Origin of the sequence: Methylobacillus sp., from assembly GCF_036844465.1 — a bacterium.
Taxonomy (GTDB): Bacteria; Pseudomonadota; Gammaproteobacteria; order Burkholderiales; family Methylophilaceae; genus Methylobacillus.
Genome location: NZ_DAIUFW010000001.1, coordinates 140,344 through 157,007 on the forward strand (window position 1 = coordinate 140,344; position 16,664 = coordinate 157,007).

At 55.0% G+C, this 16,664-nt stretch carries 17 protein-coding genes and 1 pseudogene; 16 read left to right on the top strand and 2 right to left on the bottom strand.

The window, feature by feature from the left end:
- Positions 1-19: 19 nt before the first annotated feature.
- Complete coding sequence (locus V7Z75_RS00710; protein WP_334106401.1) at positions 20-1,387, bottom strand: formylmethanofuran dehydrogenase subunit B; 1,368 nt, start codon at positions 1,385-1,387, stop codon at positions 20-22.
- A gap of 195 nt (positions 1,388-1,582) precedes the next feature.
- Between V7Z75_RS00710 and V7Z75_RS00715 the strand changes: the two genes are divergently transcribed.
- From V7Z75_RS00715 to fae, 10 genes are all read left to right on the top strand, one after another.
- Complete coding sequence (locus tag V7Z75_RS00715) at positions 1,583-2,575, top strand: beta-ribofuranosylaminobenzene 5'-phosphate synthase family protein (RefSeq protein WP_334106402.1); 993 nt, start codon at positions 1,583-1,585, stop codon at positions 2,573-2,575.
- Between the two features lie 52 nt (positions 2,576-2,627).
- Complete coding sequence (locus tag V7Z75_RS00720) at positions 2,628-3,527, top strand: NAD(P)-dependent methylenetetrahydromethanopterin dehydrogenase (RefSeq protein ID WP_334106403.1); 900 nt, start codon at positions 2,628-2,630, stop codon at positions 3,525-3,527.
- Between the two features lie 4 nt (positions 3,528-3,531).
- Entirely contained in the window at positions 3,532-4,668 is a 1,137-nt protein-coding gene (locus tag V7Z75_RS00725) for an ATP-grasp domain-containing protein (RefSeq protein WP_334106404.1), read from the top strand.
- 84 nt (positions 4,669-4,752) lie between these two features.
- Positions 4,753-5,736, top strand: coding sequence for a methenyltetrahydromethanopterin cyclohydrolase (gene mch, locus V7Z75_RS00730; protein WP_334106406.1), 984 nt, complete (start codon positions 4,753-4,755; stop codon positions 5,734-5,736).
- Positions 5,736-6,659: an ATP-grasp domain-containing protein gene (locus V7Z75_RS00735; protein ID WP_334106408.1), complete on the top strand. Its 924-nt coding sequence runs from the start codon at positions 5,736-5,738 to the stop codon at positions 6,657-6,659. The genes mch and V7Z75_RS00735 overlap by 1 nt, the downstream gene beginning before the upstream one ends.
- Positions 6,656-7,486 (top strand): triphosphoribosyl-dephospho-CoA synthase, encoded by an 831-nt coding sequence (locus V7Z75_RS00740; protein ID WP_334106410.1) that lies wholly within the window; start codon positions 6,656-6,658, stop codon positions 7,484-7,486. The genes V7Z75_RS00735 and V7Z75_RS00740 overlap by 4 nt, the downstream gene beginning before the upstream one ends.
- A 155-nt stretch (positions 7,487-7,641) precedes the next feature.
- Complete coding sequence (gene tal, locus V7Z75_RS00745) at positions 7,642-8,592, top strand: transaldolase (protein WP_334106412.1); 951 nt, start codon at positions 7,642-7,644, stop codon at positions 8,590-8,592.
- A gap of 145 nt (positions 8,593-8,737) precedes the next feature.
- Entirely contained in the window at positions 8,738-9,367 is a 630-nt protein-coding gene (gene hxlA / locus V7Z75_RS00750; RefSeq protein ID WP_334106414.1) for a 3-hexulose-6-phosphate synthase, read from the top strand.
- A gap of 112 nt (positions 9,368-9,479) precedes the next feature.
- Positions 9,480-10,025 carry a 6-phospho-3-hexuloisomerase gene (gene hxlB, locus V7Z75_RS00755; protein ID WP_334106415.1) on the top strand — a complete coding sequence of 182 codons (546 nt, stop codon included), beginning with the start codon at positions 9,480-9,482 and terminating at the stop codon, positions 10,023-10,025.
- Between the two features lie 346 nt (positions 10,026-10,371).
- A complete protein-coding gene (fae, locus tag V7Z75_RS00760) occupies positions 10,372-10,911 on the top strand; it encodes a formaldehyde-activating enzyme (RefSeq protein ID WP_334106417.1) in 540 nt (179 codons plus the stop codon).
- 88 nt (positions 10,912-10,999) lie between these two features.
- Here fae and V7Z75_RS00765 read toward each other — a convergent pair whose 3' ends face one another.
- Positions 11,000-11,704, bottom strand: a complete 705-nt coding sequence (locus tag V7Z75_RS00765; RefSeq protein ID WP_334106419.1) for a HisA/HisF-related TIM barrel protein — start codon at positions 11,702-11,704, stop codon at positions 11,000-11,002.
- 38 nt (positions 11,705-11,742) lie between these two features.
- Here V7Z75_RS00765 and V7Z75_RS00770 point away from each other — a divergent pair, with 38 nt between their 5' ends.
- The 6 genes and pseudogenes from V7Z75_RS00770 to V7Z75_RS00795 form a co-directional block, all read left to right on the top strand.
- Complete coding sequence (locus V7Z75_RS00770; protein WP_334106420.1) at positions 11,743-12,744, top strand: ATP-grasp domain-containing protein; 1,002 nt, start codon at positions 11,743-11,745, stop codon at positions 12,742-12,744.
- Entirely contained in the window at positions 12,737-13,816 is a 1,080-nt protein-coding gene (locus tag V7Z75_RS00775) for a hydantoinase/oxoprolinase family protein (protein ID WP_334106421.1), read from the top strand. Before V7Z75_RS00770 ends, V7Z75_RS00775 begins: the two co-directional genes overlap by 8 nt.
- Positions 13,810-15,174 carry an aminodeoxychorismate synthase component I gene (pabB, locus tag V7Z75_RS00780; protein ID WP_334106422.1) on the top strand — a complete coding sequence of 455 codons (1,365 nt, stop codon included), beginning with the start codon at positions 13,810-13,812 and terminating at the stop codon, positions 15,172-15,174. The genes V7Z75_RS00775 and pabB overlap by 7 nt, the downstream gene beginning before the upstream one ends.
- Before the next feature lie 5 nt (positions 15,175-15,179).
- Positions 15,180-15,809, top strand: a complete 630-nt coding sequence (locus V7Z75_RS00785; RefSeq protein ID WP_334106424.1) for an amino acid kinase family protein — start codon at positions 15,180-15,182, stop codon at positions 15,807-15,809.
- A gap of 11 nt (positions 15,810-15,820) precedes the next feature.
- Positions 15,821-16,195: a 4a-hydroxytetrahydrobiopterin dehydratase gene (locus tag V7Z75_RS00790; RefSeq protein WP_334106425.1), complete on the top strand. Its 375-nt coding sequence runs from the start codon at positions 15,821-15,823 to the stop codon at positions 16,193-16,195.
- A gap of 131 nt (positions 16,196-16,326) precedes the next feature.
- Positions 16,327-16,518 (top strand): annotated as a pseudogene (locus tag V7Z75_RS00795) (IS3 family transposase); the annotation flags it as partial.
- Positions 16,519-16,664: the final 146 nt, after the last annotated feature.

Sequence of the window (16,664 nt, forward strand, 5' to 3'; positions counted from 1 at the left end):
TTCTGGTTCCTTGACTTGCTTAAGCGACCTTCAGTGCGGACTCTATGGCAGAGAGCACGTCGGCGAGTGTGGGCAGGCTGGTGTCGCGCAGTTTGCGCAATGGCAACGTTACCGAGCTGTCGCTGCGGAATTGCGCGCCGTTGGCTTCCAGGCCGGGAATCGCGATCGGGATGAACACCTCAGGCGCTTGCTCGAACTGCATGGCCGGATGGCCGATGACGATGGTAGGCGCCTTGCTCTTGGGCGGCACGCGCTCCGGCTTGAAGCTGTTGATCCAGACCAGTACGTCGGCTTCGCCCTCGGCCAGCAGGCGCGCGGTGTCGTAGTGGTAGGGGTCGTAGTCGGGGTAGCCTCGGCGATAGGAGTTGCGGAACGGATAGCCGCTGATCCAGGTGCTGACGTTGTAGGCCGTCACGTCGCCGTCGTTGCCGCTCAGCGGCAGGCCGGCGCTGCGCGTAGTCTTGTTCAGTTCCTGCACGACGCCGACGATGTTCTGGATGGAAAGCTCGGCATGCGGGAAATCCAGCGCGCTGCCGGTCCAGGCGATCACGCTGTACTTGGCGGCCTTGAGGCGTTCGGCGAGTTTCTCCAGCGACTCGCGGGCGATGCCGGCGACATTGTCCGCCTTCAGCGGCTTGCCGGCGACGATCGCGCGCAGTGCGGCCAGCACCTCAGGCACGCGGTCAAGGTCGCAAGGCAGTACGTCGGGTTGTTTGCCGTTCGGCGAAACGCCCGGCGCGGTATTCAGGTCTCGGCCGCCCAAATAGACGATTTCGCGGTCTGAGGTGTTCTCGGTGAACATCGCCTCCTTGTTCCAGATCACGCGCTCGAAAAAACGCGGGAAATAGCTGACGATATCGGTGCCAATCACCACCAGCAGGTCCACGCGGTTCTTCACTTCGCTCAGTGTGGTGACGAACCAGCCGGAATTCTGCATGACCAGGATGTTCTTCATCGAGCTCTTGGAATTCATGTGGTCGATGGTGGCGCCGGAGGTTTCGGCGAGGTTCATGACTGCACGCATGCCGTAGACGTCTGTCGCCAGGCCGGACAGCAAGGGGTGCCTCGCCGCGCGAAATATCTCGGTTGCCTTGGCGATGGCCGCATCCAGTGTGGTTGCCTGTCCGTTGACGGCTGGCGTAGCGTTGCCGCGCGGATGCTCGAAGAAAGCCTTGGCCTTGGGGCATGGCGGGGAAATCAGGGCAAGGTTGCCATCCGCGTCGCGCTCAAGTCTGAGATCGTCGCTCAGCAGGCCATCCGCGGGATGGGTAACGGCTTCCAGCGATGCTGCCGGAAAAAGGGTTGATTGGGTCATGTTCTCCATCCGAAAACTGGTTAGTTCCTTAAGGTTCATGCCTTGGTCGGGCATGAGACAAACCGGTGACACCGATTGAATTGGTGCAGGCCTGTAGGCTGCAGCGGAATTATACTCCTTGATCCACCCCGAAAACAGCTTGTAACTATGACAAGGCTACTTTAATTACTGACGAATTCCGAGGTTGGGGAGGACAGTGAAAAATCATGATCCAACTTTTTAAACCACGTCAGGCTGGGCTACAATAATGGATTATTGGCATCACAAGTGCCGGTTTCTCGCAAGCTGAAGGAAATTATCATCAACAAGCAAGGCGTCAGTGTTGTCACCACGGCACGGTTGCACATGGGTTTCTTTGATCTCAATGGGGATCTGGGACGCCGTTTTGGCAGCATCGGGGTTTCCCTCAATCGCCCTGCGACCGAGTTGCATGCATGGCATGCCGGGACATTCACCGCTGAAGGGCCAGGAGCAGCGCGCGCGGTGCGCATGGCACAAAAGCTTGCAGCTTCCTTGCAACTGACCGGAGGCATGCATATGCGCTTGGTGAGGACTATTCCCGAGCATTCCGGCCTGGGCTCAGGCACTCAAATGGCACTGGCAGTCGGCTTGGCCTTGAACCGCCTGCACGATCTCGGTCTATTCATCCGTGACGTTGCCATGCTGACCGAGCGTGGAGCGCGTTCCGGTATCGGGCTGGGTACGTTTGCGACCGGCGGCGTCATCATCGACGGCGGGCGCGGCGCGCAGACCGTGGTGCCGCCCGTGATTGCCCGCGCGGAGTTCCCTGCGGATTGGCGCATTATCCTGATTTTCGACCGTACCCAGACCGGCGTGCATGGTGAAGACGAGGTGGCTGCGTTTCGCAACCTGCCCCAGTTTCCCGCGGATGCCGCGGCGATATTGTGCCGGCATGTCCTGATGCAGGCTTTGCCCGCGCTGGCCGAGTGCGACCTGGAGGCATTCGGTGCGGCGATCAGGGAATTGCAGATCCGCACCGGCGACCATTTCGCGCCTGCACAAGGCGGGCGCTACGCCAGCCCGCGTGTGACGGAAGTGCTGGCTTGGCTGGAATCAGCCGGGGTTGCCTGTTTCGGCCAAAGCTCATGGGGCCCGACCGGGTTTGCGGTGCTGGAGGATGAGGATGCAGCGGCGGCCATCGCCGCGCGCCTGCGCAAGGAATTTGCCCATCACGGGGCTTTGGAGTTCATGATTTGCGAGGGCCGTAACGAAGGCGGTATCGTCAGCGATATTCCGTAGTTGGTGACGGCGATTCAAGAAGATTCAATTTAAAATCCACATAGGTGAAACAATGGAAAAAGTATCAATCCTGCATTTGATCACGGCAGCCAAGAATGCCAGCCCGTTCGATGTCAACATGGCGTACGACGCCGGTTTCGACAAGATCATGCCTTATACCAACGTCGAGCTGAAGGAAGTGACCGGCCTGGTGCAGGACGCCATTTTCTCCCGCAGCCCCAGCGGCGTGAAGCGCGAAAGCGTATTTATCGGCGGTCGGGATATCGACGTGGCCATGGATATGCTGGAGATTGCTCGTAAGTCCATGGTGCCTCCATTCGAGATATCCGTATTCGCCGACCCTTCTGGCGCCTTCACCACGGCTGCAGGCATGATGGCCAAGGTGGAACAGCACCTGACCAAGAATTTCGGCGGCGACTTGAGCGGCCGCAAGGTCAGCGTATTCGGCGCGACCGGCCCGGTAGGCGGCTGTACTGCAGTGATTGCCGCCAAGTACGGCGCGGAGGTGGAGCTGGTGGCGCACCGCGCGGTGGCCGATGTCGAGGAAAAGGCGGCTTCCTACAACAAGCGTTACGGTATCAATCTCGGCTATACCGACGGCAGCACCGACGAATTGAAGCAGAAGATTCTGCACAGGACCGACATCGCCCTGTGCGCAGCAGCAGCGGGCATCCAGGTCATTAGCTTGGCGCAGATGGCAGGTTCCCCGACATTGAAGGTGGTGGCCGACGTGAACGCTGTGCCGCCTACCGGCGCCGAGGGCGTGGACGTGTTCGCCGACGGTGTGGCGATCCCTGGCACCAATGCGTTTGGTATCGGCGCGCTGGCGATCGGCAATGTCAAATACGCCACCCAGAACAGCCTGCTCAAGCAGATGTTGGAAGCGACCGAGAAAAAGGTTTATCTAGATTTCCTGTCTGCGTTTGAAACCGCGCGCAACTGCTTGAAATAAGCCGGTGGCTGGCAAGCTCGTCGTTGCGGCTGTCTGCGCCAGGCCCTACGTGGCGATGGCAAAAGCAGCCGGTTATGACGTGCTTGCCCTGGATATATTCGCCGATACCGATACCGCCAGCCTGGCGCAGCAGGTATTCCGCTTGCCTTATGTTGATGGCGGCTTCGAGCCAGCAGGGTTTGAAGCGGCTTTGTCTGCCATTGCGGGCCAGCATGAGGTGCAAGGCCTGGTTTATGGCAGCGGGTTTGAGCGTAACTCGCACTTATTGAGCATTGCCAGCCGTTATTTGCCTGTCTTGGGGAATAGCGCAGACATTGTGGCGAAAGCCAAGGCGGTGCCGAATTTTTTCCGGTTGCTGGATACTCTGGATATTCCCTATCCTCCTAGCACTATCAACATGCCCGTGTCGATTGGCGGCTGGTTGCGTAAGCGTAGAGGGGGGTCCGGCGGGACCCATGTATGCCGCCTGCAGGCGGGCAGCATTCATTGCGATGGGGATTATTACCAGCAGGAATTGGCTGGCACGCCGGTTTCGGTATTATTTGCGGCTGATAGCAAGCATGCTTGCGTGGTTGGCTATAACAGGCAGGAGGTTTCGGCTTGGGGCGATTTGCCGTTCCGCTACGGCGGGCTAGTGACGCATGCCAGCTTGCCGGACGATTGCAGGCAAGTCTTGCAGAGTGCGGCGGAAAAATTGACTGCGGCATTGCAGCTGCGTGGCCTCAATAGCCTCGATGCCATATTGATGCCGGAAGGTCATACTTTTGTGCTGGAATTGAACCCGCGTCTGACTGCCAGCGCCGGGCTGTATCAACCGCATGCCGACCTGATGCGTATGCATCTGGACGGTTGCCGCGGTGCGCAAAAACAGCTCCAGGTGGAACAACAGGCCACGGCGCAGCTGGTGGTGTATGCCGAAAGTGATTTTATCGTGCCGCCAGATTGGCCTTGGCCAGAATGGGTAGCCGACATGCCGGAGGCGGATAGCAGCATCATGGCCGGAGATCCGGTCTGCACCGTATGGGCGCAGGCCGGGAGTGCGGAAACTGCCCACAGGCTGGCGCTGCAAAGATTGCAGATGATGGTTGCCATGCAGCAGGCGGCCAGTAATACCGATCAGGCGACAGTTTGCCGCTATTAAATTTGAGAAACTTTGAATCAGCCGCGCATTAAGCGTGGGAATGAACAGAGATTACTGAACAATTAAATGGGAAATGGAACAAAAATGAGCGAAAGTAAACTTGATGTCAGTCTGTGGCCCAGCGTCAACCAGCTGACCAACCCTCTGGTCAAGCACCTGGTGGATAATGCCAAGACCTTGCGCCTGCTGGTAGAGAAGCTGCCCAGCGGTGCGACCGTGATCGATGCCGGTATCAAGGCCGAAGGGGGCCTGGAAGCAGGGAGCCTCATTGCGGAAATCTGCATGGGCGGCCTTGGTCACGTGAATCTCCATTCTTCCAATACCTTCCCGCATTGGCCGTGGATGTTGTCCGTGCATTCCAACAATCCCGTGCTTTCCTGTCTGGGTAGCCAGTACGCCGGCTGGAGCCTCGCGCACGAAAAATTCTTTTCTCTGAGCTCTGGCCCTGGCCGAGCCCTGGCAGGCCGTGAAGAACTATATAAAGAGTTGGGCTACAAGGACAGTGCCGATGCCGCGGTGCTGGTGTTGGAAAGCGACAAGGTGCCACCGCAGGAAGTGATTGAGAAAGTGGCGCGCGATACCGGCGTCAAGGCGGAAAACCTGACCTTCATCCTGACCCCGACCCGTAGCCTGGCCGGCACCGTGCAGATCGTGGCGCGCGTACTCGAAGTGGCGTTGCACAAGGTCCATACCCTGCATTTCCCGCTCGAGCATGTCGTGGACGGCATGGCAAGCGCGCCGTTGCCGCCGCCTGCTCCGGACTTCCTCATCGGCATGGGCCGCACCAATGACGCCATTCTTTTCGGCGGCCATGCCCACCTGTTCGTCAAGGGCAGCGACGAAGCCGCCGCCAAGCTGGCTCAGGAGCTGCCAAGCAGCGCCTCGCGCGATTATGGCCGTCCGTTCGCCGAAGTGTTCAAGGCCGTGAACATGGATTTCTATAAGATCGACCCTATGCTGTTTAGCCCGGCAGCTGTGACCGTGACTGCGGTCGAATCAGGCAAAAGCTTCACTGGCGGCAAGCTGGATGCGGCCTTGCTAGACCAATCCTTCGGCTACGGCGCGTAGTGAACCCGCCGCGCATTCCCATCTTTACCGATGATCCGGGCTGGCATGGCAAGCGTCTGACCGAGGCGTTTGCCGCGCGCGGCTATGAAGCCGTGTTTGTCTCGCTCAAGGATTGTGCCTTGCGGCTGGGCAGCGGCGAGCAGGCGGTCTTGATCCCGGGCTTCGAGCAAGCGCTACCTGTGGGCGCGTTTGTGCGTGGCGTTCCTGGTGGTACCTTGCAGCGCGTAATTGCGCGGCTGGATATCCTGCATGCGCTGGAAATGCTTGGCGTGACGGTCTATAACGACGGCCACGCGGTAGAGCGTACCGTGGACAAGGCCATGACCAGTTTTCTGTTGCATCTCAATGGTGTGCCGACTCCGCCAACCTGGGTTTGCGAGTCCAGGTACCATGCGCATGAGGTTTACCTGCGAGAAACCATGGCTGGGCGCGAGCTGGTCATCAAGCCGTTGTTCGGTTCGCAAGGACAGGGAATACGCAAGCTTACTGCTGAAACTGCATTGCCTGTGCCGCTTGAGCAGTATGTGGATGGTCTCTATTATCTGCAACGCTATATAGATAGCGGAGAAGGAGCGTGGCACGACCACCGGGTGTTCGTCATCCGCGGCAGGGCAGTGGCGGCCATGATCCGCCATGGCAGCCACTGGGTGAATAACGTGGCTCAAGGTGGGCGCTGTGAGGCCATTGCTGCGCAAGGAGAGCTGGCGCAGCTGGCGGAAGCCGCTGCAGCTGCCGTCAAGGTGGATTATTGTGGTGTGGACATTATCCGCGACCGGGACGGCAGGCATTATGTGCTGGAGGTCAATAGCATTCCCGCCTGGAGGGGCTTGCAAGGTGCGACTGGTATCGATATCGGTCAATTGTTGGTGGATGATTTTCTCGCCCGATTGCATGTGCAGCCGGAATTGACAGCGGTTTCATGAGCACATCCCGAATTGCCGAAGCATTCCGCGCAGCCTGCATGGCGGAGTTGACCAGCCTTAAGCCTGGCAATGTCCATATCTTCGCGGATGGGCATGGTATGGTAGTACAGCAATTTATTCAGAGTGCTGATGCCGTGGCTGCCGTGATTGCGGAACCTGGGCTGAGTGTCGGGGAGCGAATCCTGCGTTCGGTAGAAGCAACCTGGAGCGTGGTGGACTGCAATACCAACCTGGGGATTGTGCTGCTTTCCGCGCCGCTCGCGCATGCCGCCTTGATGCCTGATGGCGCCCCGTTGCAGGAGAAAGTGGAGGAGGTGCTGGAGCGATTGGATGTTCATGATGCGGCGCTGGCCTTCAAGGCGATTGTGCGGGCGGCTCCAGCGGGGTTGGGGACATCCGATAAGCACGATGTGCATGAAACGCCTGACATTACCTTGCTGCAAGCCATGCAATCTGCCGAAGGCCGGGATCATATTGCTTGGCAATACAGCCACGGTTTTGCGGATATCTTCGGTCTGGGCTGCGATACCTACCGCCAGGCAATGGTGCGCTGGAACAATCCGGCCTGGGCGACTACTGTGCTTTACCTCACCTTCCTGAGCAATTTCCCGGATAGCCATATCCGGCGCAAATACGGGCTGGAGCGGGCGCAGGAAGTGAGCCGTCAGGCTGCAGTCCATCTGGAAGCATTGTTGACGCATGAGAATCCTAAGCTGTACCAGCGAACCCTGCTGAATTTCGATACGGAGTTAAAGGAGCAGGCGCTGAATCCCGGAACCAGCGCCGACCTGACCGTGGCAACATTGCTGGCCCATGCATTGCAGTGATGGATTTTCTATAGTTGCCGCGCAATTTCAGTTATACTTTCAAGGATTCGCTCGTGACTGGATTCAGGCCTTATTCATGGGTTTGGATAGCCAGTTTTCCGGGTTGCTGAATTTTTCTGTGTTTTCGTTCAAGTGTGTTCTCTAGGAGGAGCAATATGGCTAATTTATTCGATCAACTGAAGGAAATGACAACCATCGTGGCCGACACCGGCGACGTGGAAGCAATCAAGAACGTCAAGCCTTACGATGCTACGACCAACCCATCCTTGTTGTTGAAGGCCAGCACCATCCCTCAATATGCTCCGTTGATTGATGAAGCAATTGCCTACGCCAAGTCCCAAAGCAGCGACAAGGCGCAGCAAATTGAAGATGCAGCCGACAAGCTGGCTGTACTGATCGGTCTGGAAATCCTCAAGCATGTTCCTGGCAAGATCTCCACTGAAGTGGATGCACGTCTGTCCTTTGATACCGATGCAATGGTGCAAAAGGGCCGCAAGCTGATCAAGCTGTATCAGGATTCCGGCGTTGCCAAGGATCGCGTGCTGATCAAGCTGGCTTCCACTTGGGAAGGCATCAAGGCTGGTGAAATTCTGGAAAAAGAAGGCATCAACTGTAACCTGACATTACTGTTCAGTTTTGCACAAGCTCGCGCTTGCGCTGAAGCTGGCGTATTCCTGATCTCTCCATTCGTTGGCCGTATCCTCGACTGGTACAAGGCCAAGACTGGCGAAACCTATACTTCCGAAACTGATCCAGGTGTACTGTCCGTTCGCAGAATCTATGCATACTACAAGGAACACGGTTACAAGACCGTGGTCATGGGCGCTTCCTTCCGCAATATCGGTGAAATCACTGCACTGGCTGGTTGCGACCGCCTGACCGTTTCTCCAAACCTGCTGGAAGAACTGAAGGCAACTGAAGGTAACCTGCCGCGCGTCCTGGTTGACAATGGCGCTACCAAGCAGCGTCCTGCCTTGCTGACCGAGAAGGAATTCCGTTTCGAGCAGAACGAAGATGCCATGGCAACCGAGAAGCTGGCCGAAGGCATTCGCGGTTTCGTGGTTGATCAGAACAAGCTGGAAAAAGCCCTAGCTGAAAAGCTGTAATACGCTTTAAACCGGATGTCATGCCAGTTTTGGCGTTGACATCCGGAGCGCTTGGCGATTAAGATTGCCGCTCGACTTTTGTTGTATGAAAAGTAATTTTCATTTTTAGTTGTACTCAATTTGTAACCCTTTTGGAGGAAGTATCGTGGCATTGACACAAATGGCATTAGATTCACTGGATTTCGACGCAACCGTTGCACTGGCTGAGAAGGTTGCTCCTCACGTTGACATTCTCGAAATCGGTACCCCATGCATCAAGCACAACGGTATCAAGTTGCTGGAAACTCTGCGCGCAAAGTTCCCTAACAACAAGATCCTGGTTGACCTGAAGACCATGGATGCTGGTTTCTACGAAGCTGAGCCTTTCTACAAGGCTGGTGCTGACATCGCTACCGTTCTGGGTGTAGCTGATCTGGGTACTATCAAGGGTGTAATCGACGCTGCTAACAAGTACGGCAAGAAGGCTCAAGTTGACCTGATCAACGTTGCTGACAAGGCTGCTCGCACCAAGGAAGTTGCCAAGTTGGGCGCGCACATCATCGGCGTTCACACTGGTCTGGACCAACAAGCTGCTGGCCAAACTCCATTCGCTGACCTGGCAACTGTTACCGGTCTGAACCTGGGTCTGGAAGTTTCCGTTGCTGGTGGCGTTAAGGCTGCTACCGTTAAGCAAGTTAAGGATGCTGGCGCTACCATCATCGTTGCTGGCGCTGCTATCTACGGTGCTGCTGATCCAGCTGCTTCCGCTGCTGAAATCACTGCTCTGGCTCACTAAGTTTCACTTAAGTCAGAAATAGCGTAAAAATCCACCACGCGAGCTCATTGAGCGAGTCTGGTGGATTTTTTTATGACGCATTCCACAGTTAAAGTTTTCAAAGGTGAGTGCCATGAATAAATATCAAGAACTCGTGGTCAGCAAGCTGACCAATGTAATCAATAACACAGCAGAAGGCTACGACGACAAGATCCTGAGCTTGGTCGATGCTGCTGGCCGTACCTTCATCGGTGGCGCAGGTCGTTCCCTGCTGGTTTCCCGTTTCTTCGCGATGCGCCTGGTTCACGCTGGCTATCAAGTCAGCATGGTCGGTGAAGTGGTGACTCCAAGCATCCAGGCTGGTGATCTCTTCATCGTGATCTCCGGCTCCGGCAGCACAGAAACTCTGATGCCATTGGTCAAGAAGGCTAAGAGCCAAGGTGCCAAGATCATCGTGATTTCCATGAAGGCACAGTCTCCAATGGCTGAGCTGGCCGACTTGGTGGTACCGGTGGGTGGTAACGATGCACATGCATTCGACAAGACCCACGGTATGCCTATGGGCACTATTTTCGAGCTGTCTACGCTCTGGTTCCTGGAAGCGACTATTGCCAAGCTAGTAGATCAAAAGGGTCTGACAGAAGAGGGTATGCGTGCTATTCACGCCAACCTTGAATAAAAATAGTCTTGGACTATGAAAAAACCCGGCTGCATTATTTGCGCCGGGTTTTTTATTAACTTAATCAGGGATATAAAATGCACGGAGCCTCCTTTTCGGTTATAAAGTAATAACGTACCCATATCTGACGATAGAATAAGGAAACATGCGGGGTATTGGGTTGTTGGCCTTATTTTTGTAAGGAAGCGAATTATTAGTGGGATGTCGTCACATAAATTTCATAAATATATGTATAATATTCCGCAAATTTCAAGCTTGACGTTAAACAGGCGTCAGGCAATTTTAGGGCATAGCTAACCAAGCAATGCCGGCGTGTTTCTACGGAAACTTTATATTGGAGAATAAAATGGCAGTTATTGATCGCGTTTTAGTAGGTGAAGCACTTGTAGTTGACAACCGTCCAGATGGTAGTGGTTTGGATCTGCTGAACGTAGCCCACATCGACCTGATTATCGGACCACGCGGTAGCGCTGCAGAAGACGCTTTCTGCCGTACTCTGACCGATCAGAAAGAAGGTGTGAACGGCCTGCTGGCAATCGTTGCACCTAACATGATGGTAAAACCAGCGACTGTAATGTTCAACAAGGTAACCATCAAGAACGGCAAGCAAGCTGTTCAGATGTTCGGCCCAGCACAACGCGGTATCGCGATGGCTGTGATGGATTGTGTTGCTGATGGCACCATTCCTCAAGAGGAAGCTGAAGACGTATTCATCTCCGTAGGCGTGTTCATCGACAGCCGTGCTGACATTGACGAGCGTATCCAGGAATGGAACTACCAGGCTACCAAGCAAGCGATCAAGAACGCTGTTGCTCGCGAGCCTAAGGTTGCCGAAATCCTGAAGAACTACAAGGAATCTGCTCACCCATTCCAAGCCAAGAAGTAAGCTTGGTTATGGACTGTCCGATGTCAGTATTCTGATATCGCTAATGCAGCATCAACGCCCTGATATTTTGTTATCGGGGCGTTTTGTTTTATACATCAAGCAGGGCATGCAACTCGGCTTGACTGAGAACACCATTATGCAGGGCGCTGGCGACTAATGCGCCCTGTATACCTTGGCGGTTGAGTAATTGTAGATCGCCCTGGTGGCGCACGCCGCCCGCCGCATAAAAATGATGCGATGGATATTGGGTGCGGAAGTGGTTGAGGCGTTCCATATCGGGCCCGTTATTGCTGCCTACATGGGGCAAGCTCATCACAATGACATCCTGAGGCCAGTGTTGGGCTTGATAAAGAATCTCGGGTGGACCTTGGTATCCGTCAACTGTGAAGTCCAACGACAGAACAGGTGGGTTGATACATGACTGCCGCAATTGTTGCCAAGCTGCGAGGTCAGGAATGCTCTCAGTGCCGAGCACCGGACGCAAGCGAGAGTGTCGCCAAGGGGCAAGGGTTTCCACGGACTGGATACCCGCATCGATCCAGATTTGCAGCGCAGGATGCTGGTTCAGCAACTTTATGACTAGATCGAGATGGTGTCCGCGTTTCTGGATGGCATCCAGGTCGGCAATATAGAGTAGCGGGAATGGGTATAATTCCAGCAATGCTGCCAAAATTTCCGGTGCCGCGCTGTCGTTGCAAAGGCTGGATACGATAGGCGCGTAATGTGCGCGATCTCCTTTGCGTGCATGCACGACAATGCCATTCATCAGATCAATTACAGGTATTACTTGCACAAGCGTTCCTTCTTTTTTCCACAACATGCCCCATTGCCATGCGTATCCTGATTATTGAATACCTGACAGCGGGAGGATTATACCGCGAGCATATCCCGCCAGCATTGGCGCGGGAGGCGGTCTTGATGCGGGATGCCATGCTGTCGTCCATGAACGCGATTACCGAAGTGGAATTACTCCATGTGCATGACGCACGCTTTTCCTTGCCATCAGAAGTATCTGGCTGCCACGTATTGCAGGTTGATGAATATCCATGGGATATATGGGCCTCGCTGGTATTACAGGCCGATCTGGTGTGGCTGGTGGCGCCGGAAAGTGCCGGGGTATTATGGAAATTGACCGGGTTGATAGAGTCGTCCGGTAAAGGCCTACTTTCCAGCAATCAGGCCGCAGTGGAAATGGCCAGCAGTAAATGGCTGACCTACCAGAAGCTGAAATCGGCAGGTGTTCCAGTGGTGGAAACAATGCATTCTCCAGCATTGCCGCTTGCCGCTAGAGGATGGGTTGTTAAACCTGACGATGGCGTGAGCTGCGACGATACCTGGTATTTCCCCGATGCGCACAGCCTAGAGCAATGGCTGGAATATGCCCCGGCAAGCCACATTATCCAGCCTTATATTGAGGGAGTTGCCGCCAGCCTGACCATGCTGTGTCGTCATGGAGAGGCTTGGTTGCTGACATGCAATCAGCAATTGATCGAGATCAACCAGGGCAGGATGCACTACCGTGGCGGAATCGTGAATGGATTGGCTGAATATTGGCATGAGTGTGAGGAGCTTGCGCGGCAAGTGGCTGCTACCATGCCTGGATTGTTCGGCTATGTGGGCGTGGATTTCATGATCGACAGCAATGCTCCTGATCGTAACACACGGCTACAGGTGCTGGAGGTGAACCCGCGCTTGACGACATCCTTTGCAGGGCTCCAGGCCGCTATTGGCTACAACCCGGGCCGACTGCTGCTGGACTTGTTTTATAATGAAGACTTTAAGCTGCCGCACGAACTGCAGCGCAACCGAATTGAAATCAATCTGAATGACTGAAACAATCCTCTCATCCCCGCATTATCTTGGCTGGGATATTGGCGGCGCCCATCTGAAAGCGGCATTGGTGCGTGCGGATGGTGTTGCTGTAAAGGTGGTGCAGGTACCTTGCCCCCTCTGGCAGGGGCTAGATCAGCTGGATATGGCATTCGAGGCCGTGGCCAGACAACTGGATATGACGCAGGTGATGCATCATGGCGTGACCATGACTGGCGAACTGGCCGATATCTTTCCCGATCGCCTCACTGGTGTATGGGAAATTGCCTCGCGCGCCCAGGCCAGCCTGACAGGTGAAGTATTGTTCTTTGCCGGAACCAATGGCTTCGTGCCATTGGGAGAAGTGCGGGCGAATGCTAATGCGATTGCCTCCGCCAACTGGCTCGCAAGCGCGGCCTTTGTTGCGCATAAGTTGAAGCAGGGTTTGTTCATTGATATTGGCAGTACCACCGCAGATTTTGTCCTGCTCCGCGAGGGTTATCCGGCCAACTTGGGACAGACGGACGCCGAGCGCATGCGCCATGAAGAACTGGTTTACACCGGCGTGATCCGTACTTCGCTCATGGCCTTGGCCTCCAGCGTTCCTTTTGCCGGACAGTGGCAGAATGTGGCTGCCGAGCATTTTGCTACCACTGCTGATATCTATCGTTTGACTGGCGAATTGGACCCGGCAGAGGATATGGCCGCCACAGCGGATGGTGCAGGCAAGAGTATTGAAGAAACCTGCCAGCGCCTGGCCCGCATGGTGGGAAGGGATGCGGTTGATGCGGACAAGTCGGCATGGATACATCTTGCGCGGGCGTTCAAGCAGCAGCAGCTTGATTTGCTCAGGCGCGCCATCTTGCGCAATCTCTCCCGTGATCTGGAGTCACCTGCGATGCCCTTCATTGGCGCAGGCGCAGGCGCATTTCTTGTACGCGAACTGGCACAACAGTTGGGGCATGAGTTTATTGCTGCCAGCTCGTTATTGAAGGCAGAATCAGATGAGGTGCGGGACTGGGCAGGCATTTGCCTGCCAGCTTATTCCGTGGCTAATCTGGTCATGGATGCATGGGGCGGCGAAACGACATGTTGAGGCTAGCGCTACCATATCTTGCCGATAGCTCCACACTATTTGAGAAAATCGTGCAACAGCCATGGGCCATTTATCTGGACAGTGGCTACCCCGGCAATGATTATGGGCACTATGACATCATGGTTGCCGATCCGATCGTGACATTCACTACGCGTGATGGTGTGACTGAAATTGTTGACCAGCAGGGCGCGCGCGTGTCCAGCGACGATCCGTTCCTGCTATTAAAGCAGACATTGCAGCAATATCCCCGCGTGGAGACAGAGTTACCATTTATCGGCGGCGCGGTGGGGTATTTTGGCTACGACCTTGCCCGTAGCATTGAAACCTTGCCGAATCAGGCGCTGGATGGTGAGCATATTCCTGAAATGATGGTTGGCATTTATGATTGGGCCATCATCATTGACCATCGCAAACAGCAATCCTGGCTGGTATGTTGCCTGGAGACGGAGCAGAGCAAGGCGCGCTGGGAGCATGTATGCGCATTGCTGGATAAACCGGATATGCCGGAAATGGCTGCATTTGCCGTGCATGAAGCGATTCATTCCAACGTTGACGAGGATGGCTATCAGCAAGCCTTCGAGCGCATACAACACTATATTCATGAAGGTGATTGTTACCAGGTCAACCTGGCGCAGCGTTTCAGTACGGCAGCGAGTGGCGATGCCTGGCAGGCATATCGGTACTTGCGCGAGATAGGCCCAGCACCTTTTATGGCCTATATGAATCTGCCGGGTGTGCAGGTGCTGTCCGATTCTCCCGAACGCTTTCTCCAGGTCAGTGGCCGCCATGTGGAAACCCGTCCGATCAAGGGCACGCGACCTCGTTCTATGGATGCCGAAGAGGATGCGCGTCAGGCAGCCGACCTAAAAAATAGCCTCAAGGACAGAGCTGAGAATCTCATGATTGTCGATCTCCTGCGCAACGATATCGGCAAGAGTTGCGCCATTGGCTCAGTACGTGCGGATCGTTTATTTGCGCTGGAAAGCTATACCAATGTGCACCATCTGGTCAGTACTGTGACAGGCCGGCTGGATCAACAGCATGAGGCGGTTGATCTACTGCGGGGAGCATTTCCTGGTGGTTCTATTACCGGCGCACCCAAGCTCCGTGCCATGGAAATTATCGAGGAATTGGAGCCGAACCGCAGGGGCGTTTATTGCGGCGCCATTGGCTATATTGGTTTTGATGGCAATATGGATACCAATATCGCCATCCGCACTGCGATTTATTCGCATGGAACAATTCGCTTCTGGGCCGGAGGTGGTATCGTAGCGGATTCGGAGGCTGACAAAGAATATCGTGAGACTTGGGACAAGGCGTCTACCATGCTGAAACTTATCGAACATTTTCGGGGATAACCAACATGTGGGTCATTAAACTGGGCGGCAGCCTGTTGGGCTCGCCCGAACTAAACATCTGGCTCGATATCGTGGCCAGACATGGTGATGGCCAGGTGTTGATTGTTCCCGGCGGTGGAATCTTTGCCGATGCCGTGCGCGATGCTCAGATCAGCAGCGGCATTGATGATGCGACAGCCCACCGCATGGCGGTGATGGCCATGGATCAATATGGCGTATTAATGACTGGCCTCAGTCCAAGATTGGTAACTGCGCGTAGCGAGCTCGAAATCGCCGAACGCGGCTGGCAGCATCGCGGCATCGTCTGGATGCCGAGCGACATGGTATGCGCAGACGAAAGCATCCCCATGAACTGGGGAATCACGTCTGACAGCCTGGCTGCTTATCTTGCCGCAAAGCTGAATGCGGAGCACCTCATTCTCGTCAAATCCTCCCGGCCAGATGCAGACCAGCAAGTCTCGCTGGAAAAGCTCACCAAGGAAGGTTTTGTGGATAGTGCCTTCGGCGATCACATTGCCGGCAGGGCGTTCAATACTTGGGTCGTAGGCCGCCAGGACTGTGTAGCATTCAATGATGGTTTTACCGAAGAAGAACTGGCGCGGGTCGGGTTACCCGTCAGATGTTCCTGGAATTAAAGGAGAAAAACATGAGCGAAGCAGAACGTACTTACAATGAAGCAGAAATCCAGGCCAAGCTGGAAGCGGAGTTACCGCACTGGTATTACGAAGACGGCTGGATTCGCCGCAAATATAAAACCAGCGGCTGGAAGGGTACCTTGATGGTGGTGAATACTGTCGGCCATCTGGCCGAAGCGGCATGGCACCATCCAGACCTGACCGTCTCCTATGCCTTTGTCATCGTCAAGCTCTGCACCCACACTGCCAAAGGCATCACCGACAAGGACTGGGAACTGGCAAAGAAAATAGAATCAGTCATCCAATGGCAACCCGGCAAGGAAAATGGCGCACTGGAAGGCACACCCAATGACGACGCCCGGTTTAAATATATCAAGTACGACTGATCTATCAATCTAAACTATTGTTGTGAGCTACTGCCGGTTTCGTGGACACCATCCTAAGCTAACCATTATGCGCCACTCAGTTTCACGCACCACTAGCAGGTAAGGTACACCCACCCACCTCGCTGCTATACCTTTCAAAAAGCTGCGACCTACTTCGCGAAGGAACTGAAATGAAGTTCGGTTTCATTGCGAAGCATCGAGGAATCTGGCCGTCGACATGGCTGTGCGAGACACTCGATATTTCACGAAGTGGCTTCTATGCGTGGCTGACACGCGACCCCAGCAACCGGCAGCGTAGTAACGAACCTCTCATCCGAGGTGTGCTCAAGCTTCATGCAACAGGAGGGATTAGCAGCCTGCGTGGGCTTAACTATAGAGAGTAGATGCACTGGCTAAACCGGAAATCTGCGCGATGCCGAAACAAACAACCGCACCGGAAAATAAGATGCCGGAATCAACAGACAGCAAC

What these genes read in the sequence shown, in the direction of transcription:
- V7Z75_RS00785 (WP_334106424.1), top strand. Translation starts at nt 15,180, where the DNA reads ATGTGGGTCATTAAACTGGGCGGCAGCCTGTTGGGCTCGCCCGAACTA.
- fae (WP_334106417.1), top strand. Translation starts at nt 10,372, where the DNA reads ATGGCAGTTATTGATCGCGTTTTAGTAGGTGAAGCACTTGTAGTTGAC.
- tal (WP_334106412.1), top strand. Translation starts at nt 7,642, where the DNA reads ATGGCTAATTTATTCGATCAACTGAAGGAAATGACAACCATCGTGGCC.
- V7Z75_RS00770 (WP_334106420.1), top strand. Translation starts at nt 11,743, where the DNA reads ATGCGTATCCTGATTATTGAATACCTGACAGCGGGAGGATTATACCGC.
- pabB (WP_334106422.1), top strand. Translation starts at nt 13,810, where the DNA reads ATGTTGAGGCTAGCGCTACCATATCTTGCCGATAGCTCCACACTATTT.
- mch (WP_334106406.1), top strand. Translation starts at nt 4,753, where the DNA reads ATGAGCGAAAGTAAACTTGATGTCAGTCTGTGGCCCAGCGTCAACCAG.
- V7Z75_RS00720 (WP_334106403.1), top strand. Translation starts at nt 2,628, where the DNA reads ATGGAAAAAGTATCAATCCTGCATTTGATCACGGCAGCCAAGAATGCC.
- hxlB (WP_334106415.1), top strand. Translation starts at nt 9,480, where the DNA reads ATGAATAAATATCAAGAACTCGTGGTCAGCAAGCTGACCAATGTAATC.
- V7Z75_RS00740 (WP_334106410.1), top strand. Translation starts at nt 6,656, where the DNA reads ATGAGCACATCCCGAATTGCCGAAGCATTCCGCGCAGCCTGCATGGCG.
- V7Z75_RS00775 (WP_334106421.1), top strand. Translation starts at nt 12,737, where the DNA reads ATGACTGAAACAATCCTCTCATCCCCGCATTATCTTGGCTGGGATATT.
- V7Z75_RS00790 (WP_334106425.1), top strand. Translation starts at nt 15,821, where the DNA reads ATGAGCGAAGCAGAACGTACTTACAATGAAGCAGAAATCCAGGCCAAG.